The sequence below is a fragment of the Nitrospirota bacterium genome, assembly GCA_004296885.1.
In the GTDB taxonomy this organism is placed as follows: Bacteria; Nitrospirota; Nitrospiria; order Nitrospirales; family Nitrospiraceae; genus SYGV01.
Map to the genome: position 1 here is coordinate 1 of SCVN01000006.1, position 21,808 is coordinate 21,808.

The 21,808-nt window shown below is 63.3% G+C and carries 20 protein-coding genes; 15 read left to right on the forward strand and 5 right to left on the reverse strand.

What is annotated here, in order from left to right; genetic code table 11:
- Positions 1 to 668 (forward strand): c-type cytochrome (locus EPO61_03190; GenBank protein ID TAJ10151.1); only part of this gene is annotated, 668 nt, incomplete at its 5' end.
- A gap of 35 nt (positions 669 to 703) precedes the next feature.
- Here EPO61_03190 and EPO61_03195 read toward each other — a convergent pair.
- Entirely contained in the window at positions 704 to 1,357 is a 654-nt protein-coding gene (locus EPO61_03195; GenBank protein TAJ10152.1) for a phosphoribosyltransferase, read from the reverse strand.
- A gap of 13 nt (positions 1,358 to 1,370) precedes the next feature.
- Positions 1,371 to 2,372, reverse strand: coding sequence for a zinc-binding alcohol dehydrogenase family protein (locus EPO61_03200; protein TAJ10153.1), 1,002 nt, complete (start codon positions 2,370 to 2,372; stop codon positions 1,371 to 1,373).
- Positions 2,373 to 2,512: 140 nt separating this feature from the next.
- Between EPO61_03200 and EPO61_03205 the strand changes: the two genes are divergently transcribed.
- The 7 genes from EPO61_03205 to EPO61_03235 all read left to right on the forward strand — a co-directional run bounded on the left by EPO61_03205 (position 2,513) and on the right by EPO61_03235 (position 8,084).
- Positions 2,513 to 3,142 carry a hemerythrin domain-containing protein gene (locus EPO61_03205; GenBank protein TAJ10154.1) on the forward strand — a complete coding sequence of 210 codons (630 nt, stop codon included), beginning with the start codon at positions 2,513 to 2,515 and terminating at the stop codon, positions 3,140 to 3,142.
- 30 nt (positions 3,143 to 3,172) lie between these two features.
- On the forward strand, positions 3,173 to 3,757 hold the full coding sequence (locus EPO61_03210; protein TAJ10155.1) for a hypothetical protein: 585 nt from the start codon (positions 3,173 to 3,175) through the stop codon (positions 3,755 to 3,757).
- Between the two features lie 358 nt (positions 3,758 to 4,115).
- Complete coding sequence (locus EPO61_03215) at positions 4,116 to 5,006, forward strand: sigma-70 family RNA polymerase sigma factor (protein ID TAJ10156.1); 891 nt, start codon at positions 4,116 to 4,118, stop codon at positions 5,004 to 5,006.
- On the forward strand, positions 5,003 to 5,299 hold the full coding sequence (locus EPO61_03220; protein TAJ10157.1) for a zf-HC2 domain-containing protein: 297 nt from the start codon (positions 5,003 to 5,005) through the stop codon (positions 5,297 to 5,299). The genes EPO61_03215 and EPO61_03220 overlap by 4 nt, the downstream gene beginning before the upstream one ends.
- 114 nt (positions 5,300 to 5,413) lie before the next feature.
- Positions 5,414 to 5,887, forward strand: a complete 474-nt coding sequence (locus EPO61_03225; GenBank protein ID TAJ10158.1) for a cupredoxin domain-containing protein — start codon at positions 5,414 to 5,416, stop codon at positions 5,885 to 5,887.
- A 7-nt stretch (positions 5,888 to 5,894) separates the two neighbouring features.
- Positions 5,895 to 6,302 (forward strand): cytochrome c, encoded by a 408-nt coding sequence (locus EPO61_03230; GenBank protein TAJ10159.1) that lies wholly within the window; start codon positions 5,895 to 5,897, stop codon positions 6,300 to 6,302.
- Positions 6,303 to 6,389: 87 nt separating this feature from the next.
- Positions 6,390 to 8,084: a hypothetical protein gene (locus EPO61_03235; GenBank protein ID TAJ10160.1), complete on the forward strand. Its 1,695-nt coding sequence runs from the start codon at positions 6,390 to 6,392 to the stop codon at positions 8,082 to 8,084.
- Between the two features lie 47 nt (positions 8,085 to 8,131).
- Here the strand turns inward: EPO61_03235 and EPO61_03240 are convergent, their stop codons facing one another.
- Together EPO61_03240 and EPO61_03245 are read right to left on the reverse strand one after the other, a co-directional pair.
- A complete protein-coding gene (locus EPO61_03240) occupies positions 8,132 to 9,502 on the reverse strand; it encodes a M20/M25/M40 family metallo-hydrolase (GenBank protein TAJ10161.1) in 1,371 nt (456 codons plus the stop codon).
- 45 nt (positions 9,503 to 9,547) lie between these two features.
- Positions 9,548 to 10,021, reverse strand: a complete 474-nt coding sequence (locus EPO61_03245) for a hypothetical protein (protein ID TAJ10162.1) — start codon at positions 10,019 to 10,021, stop codon at positions 9,548 to 9,550.
- Positions 10,022 to 10,213: 192 nt separating this feature from the next.
- Here EPO61_03245 and EPO61_03250 point away from each other — a divergent pair, with 192 nt between their 5' ends.
- The 4 genes from EPO61_03250 to EPO61_03265 all read left to right on the forward strand — a co-directional run bounded on the left by EPO61_03250 (position 10,214) and on the right by EPO61_03265 (position 13,472).
- A complete protein-coding gene (locus EPO61_03250; protein ID TAJ10163.1) occupies positions 10,214 to 10,642 on the forward strand; it encodes a response regulator in 429 nt (142 codons plus the stop codon).
- 76 nt (positions 10,643 to 10,718) lie between these two features.
- A complete protein-coding gene (locus tag EPO61_03255) occupies positions 10,719 to 11,180 on the forward strand; it encodes a hypothetical protein (protein ID TAJ10164.1) in 462 nt (153 codons plus the stop codon).
- Positions 11,181 to 11,221: 41 nt separating this feature from the next.
- A complete protein-coding gene (locus tag EPO61_03260; GenBank protein TAJ10165.1) occupies positions 11,222 to 12,133 on the forward strand; it encodes an NAD(P)-dependent oxidoreductase in 912 nt (303 codons plus the stop codon).
- Positions 12,134 to 12,698: 565 nt separating this feature from the next.
- Complete coding sequence (locus tag EPO61_03265; GenBank protein ID TAJ10166.1) at positions 12,699 to 13,472, forward strand: DUF1828 domain-containing protein; 774 nt, start codon at positions 12,699 to 12,701, stop codon at positions 13,470 to 13,472.
- A gap of 5 nt (positions 13,473 to 13,477) precedes the next feature.
- Here the strand turns inward: EPO61_03265 and EPO61_03270 are convergent, their stop codons facing one another.
- The gene (locus EPO61_03270; protein TAJ10167.1) at positions 13,478 to 16,714 is read right to left on the reverse strand and encodes a hypothetical protein; all 3,237 of its coding nucleotides are present in this window, start codon (positions 16,712 to 16,714) and stop codon (positions 13,478 to 13,480) included.
- Between the two features lie 91 nt (positions 16,715 to 16,805).
- Between EPO61_03270 and EPO61_03275 the strand changes: the two genes are divergently transcribed.
- From EPO61_03275 to EPO61_03285, 3 genes are all read left to right on the forward strand, one after another.
- Entirely contained in the window at positions 16,806 to 18,920 is a 2,115-nt protein-coding gene (locus tag EPO61_03275) for a GAF domain-containing protein (protein TAJ10168.1), read from the forward strand.
- Between the two features lie 321 nt (positions 18,921 to 19,241).
- Entirely contained in the window at positions 19,242 to 21,383 is a 2,142-nt protein-coding gene (locus tag EPO61_03280; protein TAJ10169.1) for a PAS domain S-box protein, read from the forward strand.
- The gene (locus tag EPO61_03285; GenBank protein ID TAJ10170.1) at positions 21,343 to 21,801 is read left to right on the forward strand and encodes a response regulator; all 459 of its coding nucleotides are present in this window, start codon (positions 21,343 to 21,345) and stop codon (positions 21,799 to 21,801) included. Before EPO61_03280 ends, EPO61_03285 begins: the two co-directional genes overlap by 41 nt.
- Positions 21,802 to 21,808: the final 7 nt, after the last annotated feature.

Below are 21,808 nucleotides of genomic sequence, written 5' to 3' on the forward strand. Positions count from 1 at the left end.
CCACGTTGGAGGAGCAGTCGGTCGGGCCGCTTGTCAACCCCGTCGAGCATGGCTTTGCCAATCATGACGAGATGGTCGCCAAGATGAAGAAAATTCCCGGCTACCGGAAACTGTTCAAGGCAGTCTTCGGGACGGACGTCACGACCGAGGGGGTCGGGATGGCGATCGCCAGCTTCCAGCGGACGATCCTGTCCGGGAACAGTCCGGCCGACCGCTTCGACCTGGGCGGGGATGAGAAAGCCATTTCGCCGGAGGCCCAGAAGGGTTTGGAGCTGTTCCGCACCAAAGCCCGGTGCACCCGGTGTCATTCCGGATTCAACTTTACCGACGAGAAGTTTCACAACCTCGGCATCGGCTGGGACACCAACACCGTGGATCTCGGCCGGTACATGGTGACGAACAACCAAGCCGACATCGGCGCGTTCAAAACGCCGACCTTGCGGGAAATCTCCCGCAGCGCCCCTTATATGCACGATGGACGATTCAAGACACTCGAGGAAGTGGTGAATTTTTACAACCAGGGCGGGGTCAAGAACCCCCATCAAGACGAATTGGTCATTCCGCTCGAACTGACGGACCAAGAAAAACGCGACCTCGTGGCGTTTCTCCGGACGCTGAACGGGGAGGGCTGGCAGCACATCAAAGCGCCGACGTCTTTTCCGAAGTGACGGTGGCGGACTAAATGGGCACAGGGGCCGGGGCCTCAAGACGAGGCTCCGGCCGCTCGTTGCAAGCAGGCCAGCACCTGCGCATCTTCCACTTGTATGAAGTTCTCGTAGCGGGTGCCCACCGCGAAGAAGGGCTCCGGTGCCAGCAACCGGACCAGCTCATCCACCAGCTTGCCGACTTCGCGCAAGGTCTCCGGCGGCCCGACCGGAATGGCCGCCACCAATCGCTTCACCCCCACACTCCTTAGCGCCTGGATCGAAGCCAAGAACGTGGCCCCCGTCGCGATCCCGTCATCCACCAGCAGAACGGTGCGTCCGCTCAGGTCCGGCAAGGGCTTTCCGCTCCGATAGAGGACCTGCCTCCGGACAATCTCCTCCTGCTCCGCCTGGATGGTCCGGTCCAGATAATCGCCGGGGGCGGCCGATCTGACGAGAACCTCTCTAGCTTCTGGGTTGAGATAGACGGTCCCCGTCTCCGTCACGGCACCCAGCGCATACTCGGGATTGCCTGGCGCACCCAGCTTGCGCACGAGAAAGACGTCCAGCGGGAGCTGCAAGGCGGCACTGATCGCAGCCCCCACCACCACGCCGCCGCGCGGCAGGGCCAGGACGAGCGCCTGCGGATCGCGTCGGTAGACGCCCAACCGCTCGGCCAGCAGGCGGCCCGCTTCGTCACGATCGCGCAACATCGGCGTGCCCCCTTCACTCCATCGTCAGGACCGCGGCTCCTTGGATCGTCCCGGCTTTCAATTGTTGCAGCGCCTGGTTCGCCTCCTCCAACCGGAACCGTTGCGTATGCGGCCTGATGGGAATAGCGGCGGCTTCCCGCAGGAGATCGAGCCCGTCTTGTTTCGTATTGGCCGTGACGCTGCGGATCGTCCGCTCGCCGAACAGATCGCGGTCGTAGTTGATCGGCGGGATGTCGGTCATGTGAATACCGGCGATGGCCACCGTCCCGCCCCGGTCCAGGGCTCGTAAGGCGACGGGCACGATCTCGCCAGCCGGGGCAAAGATAATCGCCCCGTGGAGCTTGTCTGGAGGGGCCTCGGCAGCACCGCCGACCCAGACTGCGCCCAGGTCCCGCGCCAGCTTGCGATGCTCTTCGCGCAGCGAGCAGACGTAGACGGAACAGCCCCACTCCCTGGCGATCTGGATCGTCAGGTGGGCGGAAGCCCCGAATCCATAGAGGCCCAGCCGTTGCCCCGGACGGACCCCGCTCAGCCGCAACGCCCGATAGCCAATGATCCCGGCACAGAGCAGCGGCGCCGCTTCCTCATCGGTGAACAGGGCCGGGATCGGATAGGCGAAGGTTTCAGGAACGACCGCATACTCGGCGTAGCCCCCATCCTTGTGGTAACCGGTGAAGGTGGCCCGGGCGCAGAGATTCTCCCGGCCTCTCGCGCAAAACTCGCACCGGCCGCAGGTCTGCTGGAGCCAGGCAATCCCCACTCGATCCCCTTCCTTGATCGCATGCACGCCGGAGCCGACCCGGTCCACGATGCCGACGACTTCATGGCCAGGCACGATGGGCCGCTTGGCCGGCGGCAATTCCTCTTCGACGATATGAATGTCCGTCCGGCAGACACCGCAGACCGACACCTTCACCCGCACGAATCCTGGGCCCGGCTCCGGCGTCGGCAGTTCCCGAAGCTCCAAGAGGCTCAGGTTCACGTCGCCGCCTCTGTTCATGACCATGGCACGCATCAACGAACCCGCCTCCTTTATGGAGCCTCATCTTAATCGGAATCGCCTCCGGTCGCACGCAGCTTTTTCTGCGTCCTGGCGAAAATCCCGGCCTGTTGCGTTTTGCAACAGGCCGGGATTCCACCCTGTAGCAAGTCGCCATCGGACCGGAGGAGGCTCCCACATTCGCAGGGGATAAGAGACCGGTTTATCAACGACCTGCATCTTTTCGAATCGCTTGTCGCTGGCACCGCCCTTGCTTTCATCCCTATCTGATTTCATCGCAACATCTGATCGGCAAGGAGGGCGCCCTCGTGAAGCCTTGCAGCATTCGAACGTTTTTCCAGCAGGACCATGCCAGGCTCGATGACCTGTTGGTTCGGTTTCAAACCTTGAAGCGGTCCGATTACGCCGAGGCCAAGGACCGCTTCATCGACTTCAAGTTCGGTTTGCAGCGGCACATCGTGTGGGAGGAAGACCTGTTGTTTCCACCCTGGGAAGAGGCCACCGGCCTCACCACGGGAGGTCCCACGCAGGTCATGCGCCGGGAACATCGGCAGATCGCCGACTGCCTGGAAGCCCTGCACAAGAAAGTGCAGGCGGCGGACCCGGACAGCGACGAGGAGGAGCAGGCCTTGCTGACGCTCCTCTCGTCCCACAACCGGAAAGAGGAACTGATCCTGTACCCGGCGCTGGACGAGACCTTGAGCGAAGAGAAGCGAGCCGGGATCTTCCGCGCGATGAACGAAATCCCGGAGGAACGGTACAAGGTCTGTTGTGCAGACCGCTAAACGCCGTCGGTCGGCCCGGGGGGATGCAGCGTGAACGCATTAGGACAGCGCACCCTACTGGTGGCCGCCCTTGTGGTTCTGGCGATCGTGGGCGCCCTGGCTGCCGAATGGTGGTTGAGCCGGTCCCCTGACCGTCCCTTCGGCCACACGCAGGCAGGCCATGTCCTGGGATGGGTTGGGTTGCTGCTGATCCTCCTGGTCCTGATCTACCCGTTCCGCAAAAGACACAGGCCAGGACAGCGTTGGCCCAAATCTTTGTTCCAAGTCCATATCGTCGGCGGGCTCGTGGGGCCCCTGTTGATTCTCCTCCACGCAGGCGCCCACTTGCACGCGCTCATCCCGGTCCTGGCGCTGATCACCATGGGGTTCGTGGTGCTGAGCGGAATCGTGGGGCAGGCGTTGCACGCCCTGGCCTTTCGCTCCATGAACGAGCAGCGCCGCCTCCTGCTCCATCGAGGATTGCCCGAGCCGGAGGTCGAGGCGCGTCTGCACGCCCTGGCGAAACAGGAAGAGACCTTCCGCCTGTGGCAGGTCATCCACGGCCCCCTTACCGTGACATTCGTGGTCCTTGCGATGTTGCACATCGGCGGGGCGCTCTATTACGGAGGGTTTTGACCCATGACGTTGCCGTCGCCCTCTTCGGTGTACCCGGTGCTGTTGACCGCAACGTTGGTGCTGGTTATCGGATTGGGATGGGCCTCGGCCCGTGATCCGGAATCCTTCTGGGCGCCGGGCGATCTCAGCGTCTACCATGCGGGCCGGATGTCCTGTACCCGGTGCCACGAACCCTTTCACGGGGCCACGACGGCCAACTGTCTTGCCTGCCACTCCGAGGCGACCTTTACCGCCCCGCCTGACTCACCATCCCGGTCATTTCATCGGCACACGGTCCGCGACCGGGCTCTCTGTCTGACCTGTCACACGGAACACCGGGGCGCCGAGGCTCGGATTACCACCGAACCCCTCAACCCCCATGGCGAGTTCATCTTCCGGGTCACCGGCACGCAGTCCTGCCGGGACTGTCACGCGAGCGGAAAGAAGCAAGGGCCCAAGTACGGCCTCCTGGACAATGATGCGGTGCGCGGCCTGGTCGCAAAAGGCAAGGGCGCGCACGGGCCAGGACGGTTTGCCGACTGCTTTCGTTGCCATGCCGGCGGACGAACGGGGGCCGAACGCGGTTCGTAACCGGAGCCGCTTGACTCCCTCCCGCACCCCCCTTACACTCCCTCCTGACTCTATGGCCACTCGCGCACCAGGAAGCGCCGGCAAGACCCGCCGGCAGGACGGAGCGGATGCAGCCTCCTCGGACGGCCCACTCACCGCAGCCTTCGATCAACTCTACCGCGACCATGTGGACCGGATCTTCCGGTTTGCCCAACGGCTGTGCGGCCAGGCGGAGGACGCCAAAGATCTGGTCCAGGATACGTTCCTCAACGCCTACCGGGGTCTCGACCGGTTCCGGGGGGACGCGCAGCCTTCGACCTGGCTCTACACCATCGCCTCGCGGGCCTGTCTGCGCATGCGGCGCAAGCGGAAGGGCGAGCCGGAACGGGAACTCTCGCTCGATGAGTTCATCCCGACCTCGGAGGGCGAGTTCCGCTTGCAGATCCCCGCGCAGGGGTTGACGCCACAAGAGGCGCTGGAGAACAAGGAGCTGCGGGGCGCGCTCGACCAGGCCATCCAACGGCTGCCGAAAAAGTACCGTCTGGTGCTCGTGTTGCGGGACATGGAAGGGTTGAGCGCCAAAGAGGTGGGGTCGGTCATGGGGCTGAACGAACGGGCCGTGAAATCCCGCCTGCACCGGGCCAGGCTGTTCGTGCGGAAGGAATTGAGCGCCCAAGGGCTCGACGGAGGCCATTCATGAGCACGCCCCAGCGCCGCGCGGCGAGCCCCGGGCCGGCACACAGGCACAGAGGCCATTCCAAGGCCGACTGCCTGAAGATTCTCCGCGGTCTCTCGGCCTATCTGGACGACGAACTGGCCGGTAACGTCTGCCGGGAGATTCGCAAACATCTGGGCGCTTGTCCGAACTGCGAAGTCTTTCTGGCCTCGCTACGGCAGACGATCACCCTCTGCCGGCACGTCGAACCGCCGCCCCTCTCCCCCGCGGCCAAGCTTCGACTCCGCGGTCAAATTCTCAAAGCCGCCGGACGTTGAGCACCGGCCGATCTCCCCGTGAATCCATTTTCTTATCCGTGTCTCCGACAGAGTGTCGACGCAATATCGTCGATCGGCGGCGGGTATAATACAGTGGACGCCAGGGAGAGCAGGATGCGGCCTTCTATCCACAAAACCCACAATACCCCACGATGGCCGATCGCAGGGGTGTGGCTAATATGGGTGGTGTGGTTGGCAACCGGCGCAGGGGTCGGTTCGTCGCTCTGGGCTGCCTCCACCCTGGCCCCATCCGATACCGGTCCGGAAGAGCAGGTCGCCGTCATCATCAAAGCCAGGGCCTTCGAGCCGGGTACGGTGACGCTCCATGTCGGACGGAAAACCAGGCTGGTGTTTCACAATCAGGATGCGGAACTGCATGCGTTCGTGCCCGTCGGACTGTTCACGGGGCTCAGCATCAATGTCAGCGGCAACGGCGCGCCGGAATTCGGGCCCGACGGCTTCAAGCGCGTGATCATTCCGTCCGGGGGCCAGGCGGAGTTCCGGTTCGTGCCGGAGCAGCCAGGCGTTTACCCGTTTTTTTGCGACATGCCCGGCCACGAGATGCGGGCAACGATCGTCGTGGAGTGATACACCCATGAACCACCCGCGTTTCACGATGTTCCTTGTCGGCGGGAGCTGTGTTGTGGCCCTCGCCGTCGCCCAGAGCGCGCCCTCCCCGGCGCCGGCCGGCGTCCCGGATCAGGGCAAGCCGATCTTCGAGGAACGGTGCGCCTCTTGCCACGGCCTCCAGGGCCGGGGGGACGGACCGCAGGCGCCGTTCCTCTCCCCTCGGCCGGCCAGCTTGATCTCGGCCGGGACATCGGTAAAAACGGACGCCGAGCTGTTTGCCGTCATCAACAACGGCAAGCCCCGCACCGCCATGCCCGCCTGGAAAGACGCGCTCAACGAACAGGAACGCCGCGACGTGCTGGCCTACATCCGCACGCTGGTCCGTTTCCACCCCAAACCCCTGACGCCTCCGCCGCCGAGCGGGCAACCCTGACTCCGCCACACGACACTCTTTCGTCGAATCATGGCGGCGTGATACAGTACCCGATCTTTTGGGGATTCTGCACGGAGGACACGGAGCATGTTTCATCTGCGTCGGCTGCACAGAGGCGATCGTCTGATCATCGGCCTCATCGCCATCGGATTGATCTGGATGCTTCCGGGAACGGTCGTCCCGGCGGCGGCGGCCCAGAAAAAGGGCCGGCCGGCCGCCAAGCCATCGGCCGCCGCGCTGGTCGCGCAGCGCTATGCCGAAGCCCTCTCCTCCGGCGACCGAAGCACGTTCGGCCAGTTGGATTTTGCCTGCCAGTTCAAAATGGCCACGGCCGGGGCCGCGCCGTTAAAAGCCTTTCCCCCGGCTTCCGATCCGGTCTACGCCGCCTGTTGGGACCAGCTGGCGCACGCGCACCAGATCGCCGTGGACCTCCGTGAACAGGGCATGGATACCATGTGGCCGGGCAAGAACGGCCTGGTGTTTTTCCGCGAACCGTTGGAAAAATACGGCGCCTCGTTCTTCGTGATGGATGTCCTGGGCCAGTCGCCGCCCGGGGGAGGACTGAAGCTGGAGGTCGTGGAGAGCCAGCCGATGCCTGCGGCCTCGTTCCGCCTGCGCGAGGACGGGCCCGTCCTGGGGGCGCCGGCCCAGCTCGTGAAACTTCGCGTGACCTATAAGGACCCACTCAGTGCGCCGGTGGCCTATGCGCCGGGCAGCTACAAATATACGAACACGGTGAAAAGGCCGCGCGCCGCCATCAAGGACGTGACGGTCCAGTGGGTCGTGCTGTCCGGTTTGAAGAAAGCCGGGTTTCCGGGGGACGTGGCCGTCGCCAACCTGCCCGTGTCGGAACGGGAAGGGGCGCGGGTTCCGTTCGTGACGGAGCAGAGCCGTTACGTCGACCGTTCGGCCACCTGGTTCGGCCCGGCCGACGCGCCGGGCACGCTCATCGCGGCGGTCGCGCGCGCGGCTCTGTTTCCGGATCTGCGCGACCGCGTGGCCATGTTCAACCGCGTGCTGATCGTGGACCCAGGCCAACCGGACGCGCTGACGGCGCTCACCCATGATTTGTACCAGGCGCTCCTGATGGCCGCCGCCGCCGCGCACAAATTCCCCCTCACCGACCCGGCCCTCGCGGCCCGGTTCAACGAGTTCTATTGGGATACCTATTCACAGACGACCAGGATGGATATTTCGCTGAGCATGGAAATCGGGGGGCTCTCCCAACCGACGCCGGCGGATTATCTCTACCGGATCATTCCCGCGATGGAGATGCTTGCGAAAGTCCGGCCGGAGGATTTGGAAAACCGGCTCCGGCTCGGCGTCGTCTACCGGTGGAACAACGACCAGCTCGCCGCCATCAACACCCACGAGGCCCTGGTGAAGGCCCTTCCTGCGGAGCGGTACGCGCCCAGGACCAGGGCCTTGATCGAGCTGGCCTGGTCGCGGATCGCCAAGGTGTCCTGGAACCGCATTTTCGACGACCCCAACATCGCACAGGCCTATCAGGACGCCCAGGAGGCCTACAAGTTCACCGACCGCCCGCTGGACAAGTTCGCCTCCGCCTACACCATGGCCTACAGCCTGGCCTTCATGCCGCAGCGGGACAACCAGGCCATGCTGGACCTCTTGACCGAGGCGAAACGCTGGTACCTGGAGTTGGACGGCGCGTCCGACGCGTCCTGGCGCTACCTGCTGGGAAACGATACGTTGAAGGGCGTGCTCGAGGCGGACCCGCTGTTCAAGCCGTTGCTGACTTCGGAAACGCAAAAGGATAAATGATGATGGCTGAGTGACGGAATTCTCCGTTCAGCATCTGCATTCATCGTTCATCGTTTCCCCATCGCCGCCAGTGCCTCAAAATAGGCCGCCAACGCCTGCATCCCGCCGGACGCCTGCCCCCAATCGAAGTATTCGTTGGGCGCATGGTAGCCGTGCTCCGGCAGGCTGAGCCCCATGAAGATGATCGGCACGTGCCAGGCCCGCTGCATGGTCGTGACCGCGCCGATCGAGCCCCCTTCCTTGATCAACGCCGGTGCCTTGCCGAACCCGGTTTTCATCGCGCGGCCGGCCGCCTCCGCGTAGGGCCCGCTGAACGACCCCTTGAACGGCTGCAGCATCCCCTCCACCTCGACGCGCACATCGGGATTCCGCTCGGCGAGAAAGCGCGTGAAGAGGCGGCATATCTTCTCCGGTTTCTGATTCGGCACCAGACGCATGCTGACCTTGAGTTCCGCATAGCCGGGGACGATCATCTTGACGCCGGGGCCGACGTAGCCTCCCACCAGTCCGTGGACTTCGAACGTGGGCGCCGCCCAGATACGCCGCAGCACGTCGGCCGGGTCCTGAGTCCGCAGGGACCGGAATCCGTAGGCCTTCTTGAACCGCTCGACTCGGAATCCCGAGGCGAGAAAGTTGTCGATTTCCTTCTTCGTGGGCGGCACCACGTCGGCATAGAACCCCGGAATCTTCACGCGGCCGCTCTGCGCATCCACGCAATCGTTGACCAGCTTGCAGAGTTCCGTGAGAGGATTCCTGGCCGCCCCGCCGGTCACGCCGGAATGGGCGTCGGACTTGCCGGTCTTGAGCGACAGCCGGACTCCCAGCGCCCCGCGCAGGCCGTAGGGCATGGCCGGCCGGCCCTTGGCGATCCAGATCGTATCCGACACCAGCACCGAGTCCGGTTTGTGGACGAGCGTGCGCTGTTTCAGCGCCTCGGCGAAATGCGGGCTGCCGATCTCTTCCTCCAACTCCCAGAGGAACCGGATATTGATCGGCGTACCCTGCTCGATCACATAGCGCGCCGCCAGCAGCGCCGTCAGCGCCGGGCCCTTGTCGTCGGTCGCGCCGCGCCCACGGTACAGACCCTGGTCCTTGCGAAAGGCAAACGGCGCCTGCTTCCATTCCGGCTCCTGCGCCGGCTGTACGTCCAGATGGTTGTAGACCAGGACGGTGGGATGGTGCTTGCCCGTCGTCCAGCCGCCCTCGACGACCGGATAGCCGCTCGTTTCGATGATACGCGCCTCGGCGCCGGCGTCTTTGAGCAACTGGACCGCCAGCCTGGCGGTCTTGCGTATGTCCGCCGCGCGCGCCGGGTCCATGCTGATGGACGGCAGCTCCACCATCTCGGCCAACATGTGCTCGAAGCCGGGCCTGACGGCCTTAATGTAGGGGGCCATTTTCCGGTCGCGTCCGGTCATATCCGATACCTTTCAAAAGTGCTGATGTGCCGGAAGGCAGGCCGGTCAGGTGCGTCCCGGACGCTCGGGCCCTGCCCGCTTGGCCCGTCGCGCCTGAGCCATCTCGTCGATCAATTTCAACTGGGCGATCAGATGTTCGCGGATTTCACGGTCGGCTTGTCGAAAAATTTCGGCGCACCGCAGGACCGCCGCCTGTTCCTCGGCATCCAGTTTATCCCAGGTCCCATTCAGTTGCTGCGACATCGCGGACTGCCTCTTATCGCCGCCATAGGCCGGTGCCGGCGCTTCCGCCACATGGACTCCCTGCCAGGCGGGCCCCTTGCCGGTCCGCAGCCACTCGACGCTTCGTCCCGTCTGGTACGCCACCCGGTAGAGCCAGGCGTCGGGAATCTCACCCCGGTTGATCGCGGAAACGATGGATTGCGGCCGGATCTCCAGACTGCCGGCCAGTTGAGCCTGGGTCTTGAGGCCCAGGGCCACCATCAGACGCTCGACTATTTCTCGCGGATCCAAGCGCATGCTATTTTAGCTTATTCAGCTTGACAAAAGATAAGCTTTAACTTATTTATATCCGGGGTGCCGAGCCCGAACGTACTGCGGGCGTCGCACTGCGCGAACGCTCGTGCCAAGGCGGAGCGTGTCGGTTTTCACGAGCAGGCACGCTCCGCCTTGTGTATGCGAGGAGTCTAGCCTCATTTCAGCGGGGTTTCAATGCCACGGATGCCGGATGTGCCCCACGGATCGGCCGCCGATTCGGAGACCGTCCTCCTCGTGGACGACGATGAGGCCGTGCGGCAGTACGTGGGCTACATCCTCCGGCGATATGGGTACCGGGTCTTGGAAGCATCCGGGGGCACGGAAGCCCTCCATCTCTGCGCCCAGCACGAGGGGCCGATCCACCTGCTGCTGACCGATATCCAGATGCTCGACATGACGGGACCGGAACTCGCGCCGCGAGCCCTGGCCCTCCGCCCGCATCTTCCGGTCCTCTACATGTCCGCCCAATTTAGCGAGGATGTCCTTTCCCAGTTGGAAGGCCAGCCGCTACAACCCTTCATCCAGAAGCCCTTTAGTCCGGAAGCCCTCGCGCAGAAAATGCGCGACCTTCTCGGCCCTTCCACGCAAGGCCCGCCGGCCTAGCCTTCCCACCGCTGCTCTGCCTTGTGAGCCGGCTGTGCTTGACGCTGCCATGAAGCCTATGGTCTGCTGGACAACGATGAAGCCGGCCATGCTTGCCACCGGAACATTCCTGGGCCTGTCCCTACTCTGTTGCGTGCTTGCCATGCCTGCCTTCGCCGAGGAATCGGTGACAATCGGCGCGATTCGGGAGGGGCCGGAGCCTTTCCACCTGAAGTACGTCGTCGTGCAGGGCACATTGAAGGACGTGCAAGCCTTGGAGCCCTACTACCTGGCGTCCGGAGCCGGTTGTTATGGAGCCTACCTGTTGACGTTGGAAGACGAGACCGGCTCCCTGCCCATTGCCGTGCTGGGCATCTGCGGGGTCCCGACGATCAGGACGGCCCCCGCCGCGACCGGCGACCGGGTACGCATCCGCGCGCAGATCCATGCGCCGGGTCGCCTCGGATCGTTCTACGGGATCGACCGCAAGCCGATCCCTGGGGCCAACCCGGACGAACTCCACGCCGTGGCCTCCGAGATCACCTTCCTCCAACCGTAAATCAAGACCGGCCGCACATAGGAGCATCGAAGAGGCGCGACATGACGAACAGCGGGACAACCATCGGATGGATCGGGACCGGGATCATGGGCGCTCCCATGTGCGGACACCTGCTGACACGCGGATATAATGTCCGCCTGTACAACCGCACGCTCGCCAGGGCCGCGCCGCTCCTCGATCGGGGGGCGGTCTGGGCCGTCTCGCCGAGACAAGTCGTCGAGCAATCCGACGTCGTGTTCACGATGGTGGGGGTCCCGCAGGACGTGCGCCAGGTCTATTGGGGGGAGGCCGGTCTGCTGGCCGGCCTCCGGCCCGGCGTGACGCTCGTGGACATGACAACGTCGTCGCCAAGCCTGGCGCAAGACATCCATGCGGCCGCCAGGGCCAAGGGCGCGCAGGCGCTGGATGCGCCGGTCTCGGGAGGCGATGTCGGCGCGCGCGACGCGACCCTCTCGATCATGGTCGGCGGGGACAAAGCGGTGGCGGACCGGGTCAGGCCGCTGCTGGAGCTCATGGGGAAGACGATCGTCCATCAAGGGGAACCGGGCGCGGGCCAGCATGCCAAGCTGAGCAACCAGATCGTGATCGCCGGGACGATGATCGGAGTCTGCGAGGGCCTGCTCTATGGCTATAAAGCGGGGCTGGACTTGCCGACGCTGTTGCAATCCATCGCAAGCGGCGCGGCAGCCTGCCGTTCATGGGACGTCCTGGCGCCGCGGATGCTGCAGCGGGACTTTGCGCCCGGCTTTCTCGTGGACCATTTCGTGAAAGACATGGGGATGGCGCTGGACGAGGCGGCCCGGACGGGCCTGGTCCTGCCGGGCCTGGCGCTGGTCCACCAGCTCTATCTGGCAGTCCAGGCCCAGGGACAGGGGAAGCAGGGCACGCAGGCGCTCCTGCTGGCGCTGGAAACACTATCCAATATCAAATTCCATGCTACGTCCAAGAAATAATACCTGACTTTGACGGACTTCCTCGCACATGCTATAAACCGGATGTCTTCCCGCCTGTACCTTGGTGACGTCACATGGAAGTCTTCTAGAGTGAGGGCATGATGTCCTTGACGCAAGCTGAGGCGGATAGGCTACTGCACCTGCCCAAGGTTTTCATTGACCAGGCACCAATCGAATTTACCCTCATCGAACCAATGGATAATGAGCGTGTTCTTCGATCCACTGATAGACGAGAAGAATTTCTCTTAACCATAGAGCGGGGCAATCGAAACCGGATTCGGCTCAAGTATCAAACGCGAGCGAGGAACGTAATCATCCTTGCTAGGCTTGAATTAAATGGAAGGCGTCATCGAAATCCACAAGGATCGCCATATAAGCCTGGACAGTGGCTGAGCGGGACCCATATTCATTTGTATCGAGAGGGCTTTGAAGATCGAATCGCTTACGAACTGCAAGATGCGCCAGATTGGGCTGCTGGGAGTACAACTGATGGCATTCCAGTCCTCGAACATTTTTTGCGCTACTGTGCAGTTGCACAGTGGCCCTCCATCCAGACATCACTGTAATGAACAAGGCCGCCTGCCAACGCTTGATTGACGAGTATCTCCACTGGCTCAAACAGGAGCTGACGCTCACCGAGCATGAGGGTTCCTGCCAGATATCTACACCATTTTTGGATCGTCATAATGATGCTATTGACATCTTCGTGGAAAAGAAAAATGGGACATTGAGGCTGACTGACGACGGGTACACGATCAGAGACCTTCGCGCAAGTGACATGGAGTTTACGACTGCTAAACGCAAAGCTCATCTGGCTGCTGCACTAAATGGCTTCGGCGTCAGAATCGACGGAGATGAAATCTGCGTTGATTCATCAACTGAGGATTTTCCTCAAAAAAAACACAACCTCCTGCAAGCTATCCTGACAGTCAACGATATGTTTGTTATGGCGGAAGAGCACGTTCTTTCCCTGTTTAAAGAAGATGTGGCCTTATTTCTTGAATCCCACCACATTCCAGCATTCTCTGATTTCAAACTCAGCGGTAAAAGCGGATTTGACCATAAGTTCGACTTTGGCCTTCCGAAGACGCCCCAAAAGCCGCAACGCGTCTTACAAACCATCACCAATCTGACCAAGGACAACGCCACTTCTCTAGCTTTCATGGTAGGCGATGCTCGCTTGAATCGCCTCGATCATTTAGGGGCGCTCGCAATGATTAACGATGCCGCTCGGATTCCAAACGAGGAACACCTAGCCGCCCTCCGCGCATATGAAGTTGAACCGTTGCTTTGGTCGCGACGAGAAGAAATTGCGCCGATCCTAAACGGTGCACGGTAGCGTCCCTACTCCACCAGCGCAATCGGCACGTGCTGGTAGCCTTCGGGGGTGTGGGTGACCGGATACTGGGCGCCGTTCGTGAGGAGCGGGACGGCTTCGGTCACGTAGGCGTCCAATTCCTCCAGCGTCACGACCCGATCGCGGTTCAGGTCCGCCTTGCCCCTCAGTCCGTGGATCAGCACCTTGGTCAGCGCGCCGTTGCTCAAGGCTTCCTGCTCCACCGCCCGCTCGGTCCCGCGGCAGGAGGTGTAGGAGACGGCGTTGAACTCCTGCAGGTCCTTGGATAATTGCTCGTTGTCCACGCCCCGCGCCTTCTGCTCCCCGATGCTCTCCCAATAACAGGTGTCGGCAAAAATCAGTTTCCTGGCCGGCAGGGCCAGCAAGGACTGGAACTCGCGCCAGGAAATCGCGCCGTCTACCCCGCCGGCCACCAGTCGTGCGTCTTTGGGCAGGAACAGAAACTCCCCCTGCCTGTCCTCCGCGCCGTGGCCGGCCAGAAAGAGCAGTACAATGTCGCCGGGTTTGGCCTGCTCAAGTCTGGACAGGCCCAGCCTGATGTTCTCGCCCGTCGGCTGAGCCGCTCCTGTTTCGGCGAGTACGAAGGCATGCACGTCGTGGAAGATTTTTCCGCGCTGCTTCGTGAAGGCTTGCACGAGCGCCTCGGCATCCTGCCCCGTATAGGGCAAGGGCGGAATCTTGCTGTCGTCATAGGCATTGACCCCGAGCGCCAGGACCCACAAGTCGGGCTTGCGCCGTTCGACCGACTGAGGCTGGGGCGGCAAGACCGTCAGCCGCATGGTCCTACGTTGTTCCGCATAGCCGTTGGACACCACCACCTCCACGAAATTGTCCCCCGGCTCCAAGCGCACGGGAATCTTCACATCCAACGCCGGCCGGCTGGCCGGCAGCGGATGGGCGCCGGTCTTGATCGTCCCGCCGGTCGTGAGTAACGCCCGCTCCTCCGGCCAGACTTGCCGCTCCCCGTTGACGTAGACCTGCACTTTGCGGATCGGTTGCCGCCGACCTTCGACCTGTACGGTCAGCATCGGGGTGAGCGTCTCCAGCGTCGCCCCGTTCGCCGGCGCAGAGACGGCCACGGCCGGCGGCTCCAACTCCTGTAAAGCCGCAACGGTCGACACGGCCGTCTGCGTCCCCAGGTATTGGGCAATCGCTTGAGCGCTGCTTCCCAGACGGACGGCCGCCTCGACGACCGGGGGCCGGTAGAGCGTCGCCCGGAACTGGTCGATGCCGTACACCCGCGAACCGATGCGGACGAGCAGGTGTTCATCCCCGTGCTCGGAAGCCGTGTAATAGCCTTCCGGGGTCGTGATGATCCATTCTCCATCCCGGAAGCCGACGATCATCGCGATCGCCCTGCCGGCTGCGGACTCCCACAAACGCATCGTGCCATCCAAGCTGCCCGAGAGGACCGTGCGCCCGTCTCTCGAAAACTCCACCCCCACGACCACGCCCGTATGACCGGAGAACGTCCGCACCTCGCGCCCCGTCGCCACGTCCCAGAGCTTGAGGGTCTTGTCCTCGGACCCGGATAGCGCCAACGTGCCGTCCGGGGAAAAGGCTACGTCCCACACCGCTTCTTCGTGGCCGGTGAACGTCTGAATCTCCCGGCCGGAGGCCACATCCCAGAGCTTCATGCTCTGATCCACGCTGCCCGAGAGAATCGTCTTCCCGTCCGGCGAAAAATCCACGGCGCGCACCGGTTGGGTATGCCCCGAGAAGGTGCGGACATTGCGCCACGTGACCGTATCCCAGAGCTTGAGCGTGTTGTCCTCGCTGCCGGACACCAGCCACCGGCCGTCCGGGGAAAACACCACGTCCCAGACCGCCTGGGAATGTCCGCTGAGCGTTTGGATCTCCTTGCCCGTCTCCATGTCCCACAGCTTGACCGTCTGGTCTCCGCTGCTGGTCGCGATGCGCTTGCCATCGGGCGAGAAGGTCACGTCGGTCACGCCCCAGGTATGGCCCTTGAAGGTCCGGATCTCCCGCCCCGTCGCCATATCCCACAACTTGACCAGGCGGTCATTGCTGCCCGACAAGGCCAGCTTGCCGTCGGGCGAAATCGCGACGGCGGTCACGGATTGGCCGTGGCCCCGGAACGTCCATAAGGCTCGTCCGGTCCCGACCTCCCACAGCTTGACCGTGTGATCCCGTCCGCCGACAAGCGCAAACCGCCCATCCGGCGAAAAGTCCACGTCCCGCGCCTCTTGCACTTTTCCGCTCAACGTCCGCACTTCCCGGCCGGTCCCCACGTCCCAGAGCTTCACCGACTGGTCTTCGCTGCCGGACAGGGCCAGTGTCCCGTCCGGCGAGAAGACCACCGCCACCACGGACTCCGTATGGCCCAAAAAGGACCGCCGCTCCTTGCCCGTCGCCACGTCCCAGAGTTTCAACGTTTGATCCTGGCTGGCCGAGAGGACCTGTTTGCCGTCCGGCGAGAAGGCCACCGCGATCACCGCCTGCACGTGCCCGTTGAACGTCCGCCGCACCCGGCCGGTCCCCACGTCCCAGAGTCGCAGCGTCTGGTCCTCGCTGGAAGAGACGAGTCGCGTGCCGTCCGGCGAGAAGGCCACCACCGTGATCCCCTGCGCATGCCCTTTGAAGGTGCGCATTTCCTCGCCCGTCTCGACCTTCCACAACTTGATCGTCTGGTCCACGCTCCCCGACGCAGCGAGCGTCCCGTCCGGCGAGAAGTCCACATCGGTCACCGCCTGCTGGTGACCCGTGAAGGTGCGGACTTCGTCGCCCGTGGCCACGTTCCACAGTTTCATCGTCTGGTCCGCGCTCCCGGACAGGGCCCACTTGCCGTCCGGCGAGAAGGCCGCATCCCACACGCCTTCGGCATGGCCGCGGAAGGTGCGGATCTCCCGCCCCGTGGCCGCGTCCCACAATTTGAGTGTCCGGTCGTAACTGGAGGAGAGGATCTGCCGGCCGTCCGGCGAAAAGACCGCGAAGGTGATCGCTTCGGTATGGCCGACGAAGGTGCGGATCTCCCGCCCCGTGGCGACTTCCCAAAGGCGGAGAGTCTGGTCTTCGCTGCCGGAGAGGGCCCACGTGCCGTCCGGCGAAAAGGCCACGGCGCGGACTCCGCCGGCATGGCCCAGCGGGACGAAGACTTCGCTGGACTCTTCGACCGCCTGCGCCGGCGCAAGAAAGAAGCCGAGCGCCAAGGCTACTACAGCCATCGCCGTCGCCGGCCCCTGTGATCTCACCTGCCTGGTCATATCTTGAGCCTACCGAGACGCCGAGGGTCGAGACGCAGACCGAGCGGGTATTCTGACGAGGCGGGGAGCGACTTTCAAGTACGGGCCTGCGATGGCCCGAACGATCCCCGCCCATTGCAGGGGCCGACTGCCCATGCTACAGTGCCCACATATGGGCACATCGAAACTCAACGCGCCAGGATTCCTGCTAGAGACCGTCGGCGCGCTGATCGGCGCAGGCGGATTGAGGGAGTTCGATCGGGTGTTGGGCAGGGAGCTGACGCGCCGCCTCCATGGGGATGCGGCCGGGCTCTATCTCTACAACCGGTCCGCCCACTCGTTCACCCCCGCCTCCTCCAACTTTGCCGATCCGGCGCATCTGACGAACCAGGTCGGACAGCTTCCGGCGGCCGGCACCATGAAAGAGGCGGTGGTGCGGACCGGCGCGGCGCTGCTCTGCGAGGACGTGCGGAACTCCCGCTGGACCGAGGCGACGGTCGTCGCCAAGGCCGGGTTCCGGTCGGCCGTCATGGCTCCGTTGCTGGTCCGTCGCGGCCAAGGAGCGCATGCGGACAGCCGCCCCATCGCCATCGTGTTCGTAGGGGCCAAGGCCCGGGCCGCCTTTTCCGAAGCCGATCGTCTCTTGCTCCAGGAGCTGGCGCTGCAGATCGCCCCCGTGCTCCAGAACGTGCTGGCCACCGAAGAGCGGGATGTCCTGATGGCCCTCAACAGCCGCGTGGTCGTCGGCACGGTCACAACCGAAAGCTTGTTGCCGGCGATCGCGGACATTCTCCAGCGGGCGATCCCGCATGAGATGCGCGGCCTCGTCCGATTCACCGGAGAGGCCCATGCGCCGGGATTCGATCTGATCTACACCGATGGGCTCGAACTGGATCTGGCGCAGCTGCGCCGGTACCCGTTCGAACGGATGGCTCCGGCGGAGATGCTGGCCACGGGCAAACCGGTATTGATCACCGGTTACGGCCACGAGCGTTTTCCGGAGCGGGATTATATCGAGTCCCTCGGCGTCCTCTCGGCGATGCTCTGCCCTCTGACCGTGCGGCGGCAGCCCTTCGGGTTCCTCGCGATCGGCAGCGGCAGGAGGAACGCCTTCTCGGAGCGGGACCTGGCCCTGGCCGAGCAGGTCGGCCATCACCTGTCCCAGGCCATTGCGAACATCCTGGCCTACGAGGAAATCAGCCGGCTCAAGGACCGGCTCGAGCAGGAGAACGTCTACCTCAAGGAGGAACGCGTCGCCTCGGTGGACCGCAAGGAGCTGGTCGGCGAGAGCCCCGTGCTGCAGAAGACGCTCAAAGCCATCGAGAAAGTGGCCCCCACCGATTCCACCGTGCTGATCACCGGCGAAACCGGGACCGGTAAGGAGCTGGTCGCCCAGGCGATCCACCAGCTCTCGCCCCGCAAGCACAAGCCGCTCATCAAGGTCAATTGCGCGGCGCTGCCGCCCACGTTGATCGAGACGGAACTCTTCGGCCACGAGAAAGGCGCGTTCACCAACGCCACCGCCCGCAAGATCGGCCGGTTCGAGCTGGCCGACGGGGGCACGATTTTCCTGGATGAAGTAGGCGACATCCCGATCGAGTTGCAGGCGAAGTTGCTGCGGGTCCTGGAAGCGCAGGAGCTGGACCGGGTCGGCGGCACCAGGACCATCACGCTGAACGTCCGGGTCCTCGCCGCAACCAACGCGGACCTGGAACAGGCGGTGGAGGACGGGACCTTCCGGGCCGATCTCTATTACCGGCTCAACGTCTTCCCGATCCGCATCCCGCCGCTGCGCGAGCGGCGCGACGACATTCCCACGCTCGCGCGCCATTTCGTCAAAAAGTACGGCGCGCGCCACCGTAAAGCCGTCTCCCGGCTCGGCGCGCCGGCGTTACAGGCGTTGACGGCCTATGCCTGGCCCGGCAACGTCCGCGAGCTGGAGCACGTCATCGAGCGGGCCGTCATCCTCGCCCAGGGTCCCATCCTGACGATCGAGGAACTCGAGAGCGTGGCGCCCGCACCTCCGGACGGGGCAACGCAAACCGCCGAAGCTCCACGCACCATGGCGGATGCGGAGCGGGCGCACATCCTGGACGCGCTGACCCAGACCAACTGGGTCGTGGCCGGCTCCAACGGCGCCGCCGCGCGTCTGGGCTTGAAACGCTCGACGCTGCAACACCGCATGAAGAAGCTGAGCATCAACAAACCTCCGCTGTCCCGTCTTTAGCAAACATCCTCTCCATTTCCCAATAACTTCAACGCATTGGCCGATTCATCGGCTTGATCGGCTTGTCGGATATTCGACAAGGCCGCTGGCTTTCCCACGATTGCTTGTGCGTTTGGCCACAAAATTGTAAGATTGCTACTAAGTATAGGATTTATCCTACGGGGAGTTGGGGGTACTTCATGAAGTTCCCTAACTACTTTCTCGGACTGAATATCTCTCGGACGAGTTCCGCTCCCACCCTCTCGTCTCCTCTCTTTCGCATGTTCGTCAGACCGATGCGGCGCAGGCAGTCGCTTGCCCACGGAACAGCGATGATCATCAATGTATTCCACCGCGACGCGCGGATGCCTGTCTGTAAGGAGTTCCCTACCACATGAGAAGCCGGCCATGGCGCACGCTATGACGATCTCTCCGGCCCCGGACTTTCGGGCCCTGTTCGAGTCCGCACCGGGACTCTACCTCGTCCTGACGCCCGCCTTGATCATTACGGCGGTCAGCGATGCCTATTTGCGGGCCACCATGACGAAGCGCGAAGAGATTCTGGGACGGCACATTTTCGAGGTCTTTCCGGACAACCCCGACGATCCGACTGCGACGGGCGTCGCGAATTTGCGCGCATCTCTCGAGCGAGTCCTGCAACATCGAGCGCCCGACGCGATGGCCGTGCAGAAATACGATATTCGAAAGCCCGAATCAGAGGGCGGTGGTTTTGAAGAGCGCTTCTGGAGTCCGGTCAATTCTCCGGTCGTGGGGGTGGATGGAGCGGTCGCCTACATCATCCATCGCGTCGAAGACGTCACGGACTTCATCCGCCTGAAGCAGTCCGGGAACGAACAGAACCGGATCGCGGAAGCGCTGCGGACGCGCGCGGCTGAAATGGAAGCGGAGATTTTCGGCAGGGCGCAGCAGATTCAAGAGGTCAATAACCGACTGCGAGCGGAGCTGGATGCCCGCAAACGGGCCGAGGAAGAGCGGGACCGCTTCTTCACGTTGTCGCTTGACATGCTGTGCATTGCCAAGTCAGACGGCTATTTCAAACGCGTCAGCCCCGCGTTCACGCAAATCTTGGGCTGGAGCACCGAGGAAATGCTGACCCGGCCGTTCCTGGACCTCGTGCATCCCGACGATCGCCCGGCCACGATTCGCGAAGTCGAGAGGCAGGTCGTCTCCGGAGAAATGGTCCTCCGGTTCGAAAATCGTTACCGGCACAAGGACGGCTCATGGCGCACGCTCTCGTGGAAGTCCGCCCCCCAGCCGGACGGGACCATGTACGCCACCGCGCGCGACATTACCGAACGCAATCGGGCGGAGGAAGTGTTGCGCAAGTCGGAAGAAAAATACCGTACGTTGTTCGATTCCATTGACGTAGGCGTGTGTACCATCGAAGTGCTGTTCGACGGAAACGAGAAGCCGGTCGATTACCGCTTTCTGGAGGTCAATCCGTCGTTCGAGAAACTGACGGGGATTCACAACGCGTGTGGCAGAAGAATGCGCGAGATTGCCCCTCTGCACGAAGATCACTGGTTCGACATTTACGGCAAGATAGCCCTGACGGGCGAACCCGCACGCTTTGAAAACCAGGCGGCACAACTGCACCGCTGGTATGACGTGTACGCGTTCCGCGTCGGAGAGCCGCGGGACAGGCACGTCGCCATCCATTTCAAGGACATCACCGGGCAGAAGCGGACGGAGGAAGAAATCCGGACCCGCACCGAACAGCTCGCAGCCGCCAACAAGGAACTGGAAGCCTTCTCGTACTCCGTCTCGCATGACCTGCGCGCCCCGCTGCGCCACATCGACGGTTTTTCGGAACTGCTGGGCAAACAGGCCGCCGGGCTGGACGAGAAAGGCCGGCGGTACCTGAAGACGATTTCGGAGTCGGCGAAGCAGATGGGGTGCCTGATCGACGACCTCCTGGCCTTTTCACGGATCGGACGGACCGTGTTGAGCGAGACGACCGTCAACCTCAACCGGCTGGTCGAGGATGTTCGGCAGTCGTTGCGGCAGGACACGGCAGGGAGGCGGATCGCCTGGCTGATCGCCCCCCTGCCCGAGGTGCCGGGAGACCCCTCCATGCTGCGCCAAGTCTTCGCCAATCTAGTCGGCAACGCCGTGAAATACACCCGTACGCGCGAGGAGGCCCGGATCGAAATCGGCAACCGGAGCGGCGAGCCCGGCGCGCATGATGACGTCGTGGTCTTTGTCCGCGACAACGGGGTGGGGTTCGACCCGCAGTACACGCACAAGCTCTTCGGCGTATTCCAACGACTGCACAGCGCACACGAATTCGAAGGCACCGGCATCGGATTGGCCAACGTCCAGCGCATCATCCATCGGCATGGAGGCCGTGTGTGGGCCGAAGGGGCGGTGGGCGGCGGCGCGACATTCTACTTTGCATTGCCGACTCGCAGGGAGGGGAACCATGACGTCCGAACTCAAGCGGATTCTGCTGGCGGAAGATAATCCCAAAGACGTGGAGCTGACCCTGGCGGCGCTGGAGGAACACCATCTGGCCAATGAAGTGGTGGTCGTGAGCGACGGCGCGGAAGCGCTCGACTACCTGTACCGCAGGGGGAAATACGCTCTGCGGAGCGGTCACCATCCCGCCGTGGTCATGCTGGACCTCAAGATGCCCAAGGTGGACGGGTTGGAGGTCCTGCGGATGATCAAGGGCGACGAGCATCTGAAAACGATTCCCGTGGTGATGCTCACCTCGTCGCGCGAGGAGCAGGACCTGGTCAAAAGCTACAAATTGGGCGTGAATGCCTACGTCGTCAAGCCGGTCGGCTTCCAGGAGTTCATTGACGCCGTCAAGGAACTGGGCGCCTTCTGGGCTCTCGTCAACGAGCCGCCGGTGGGGAGCGTGCACAAGACGAAGTGAGGTGCTC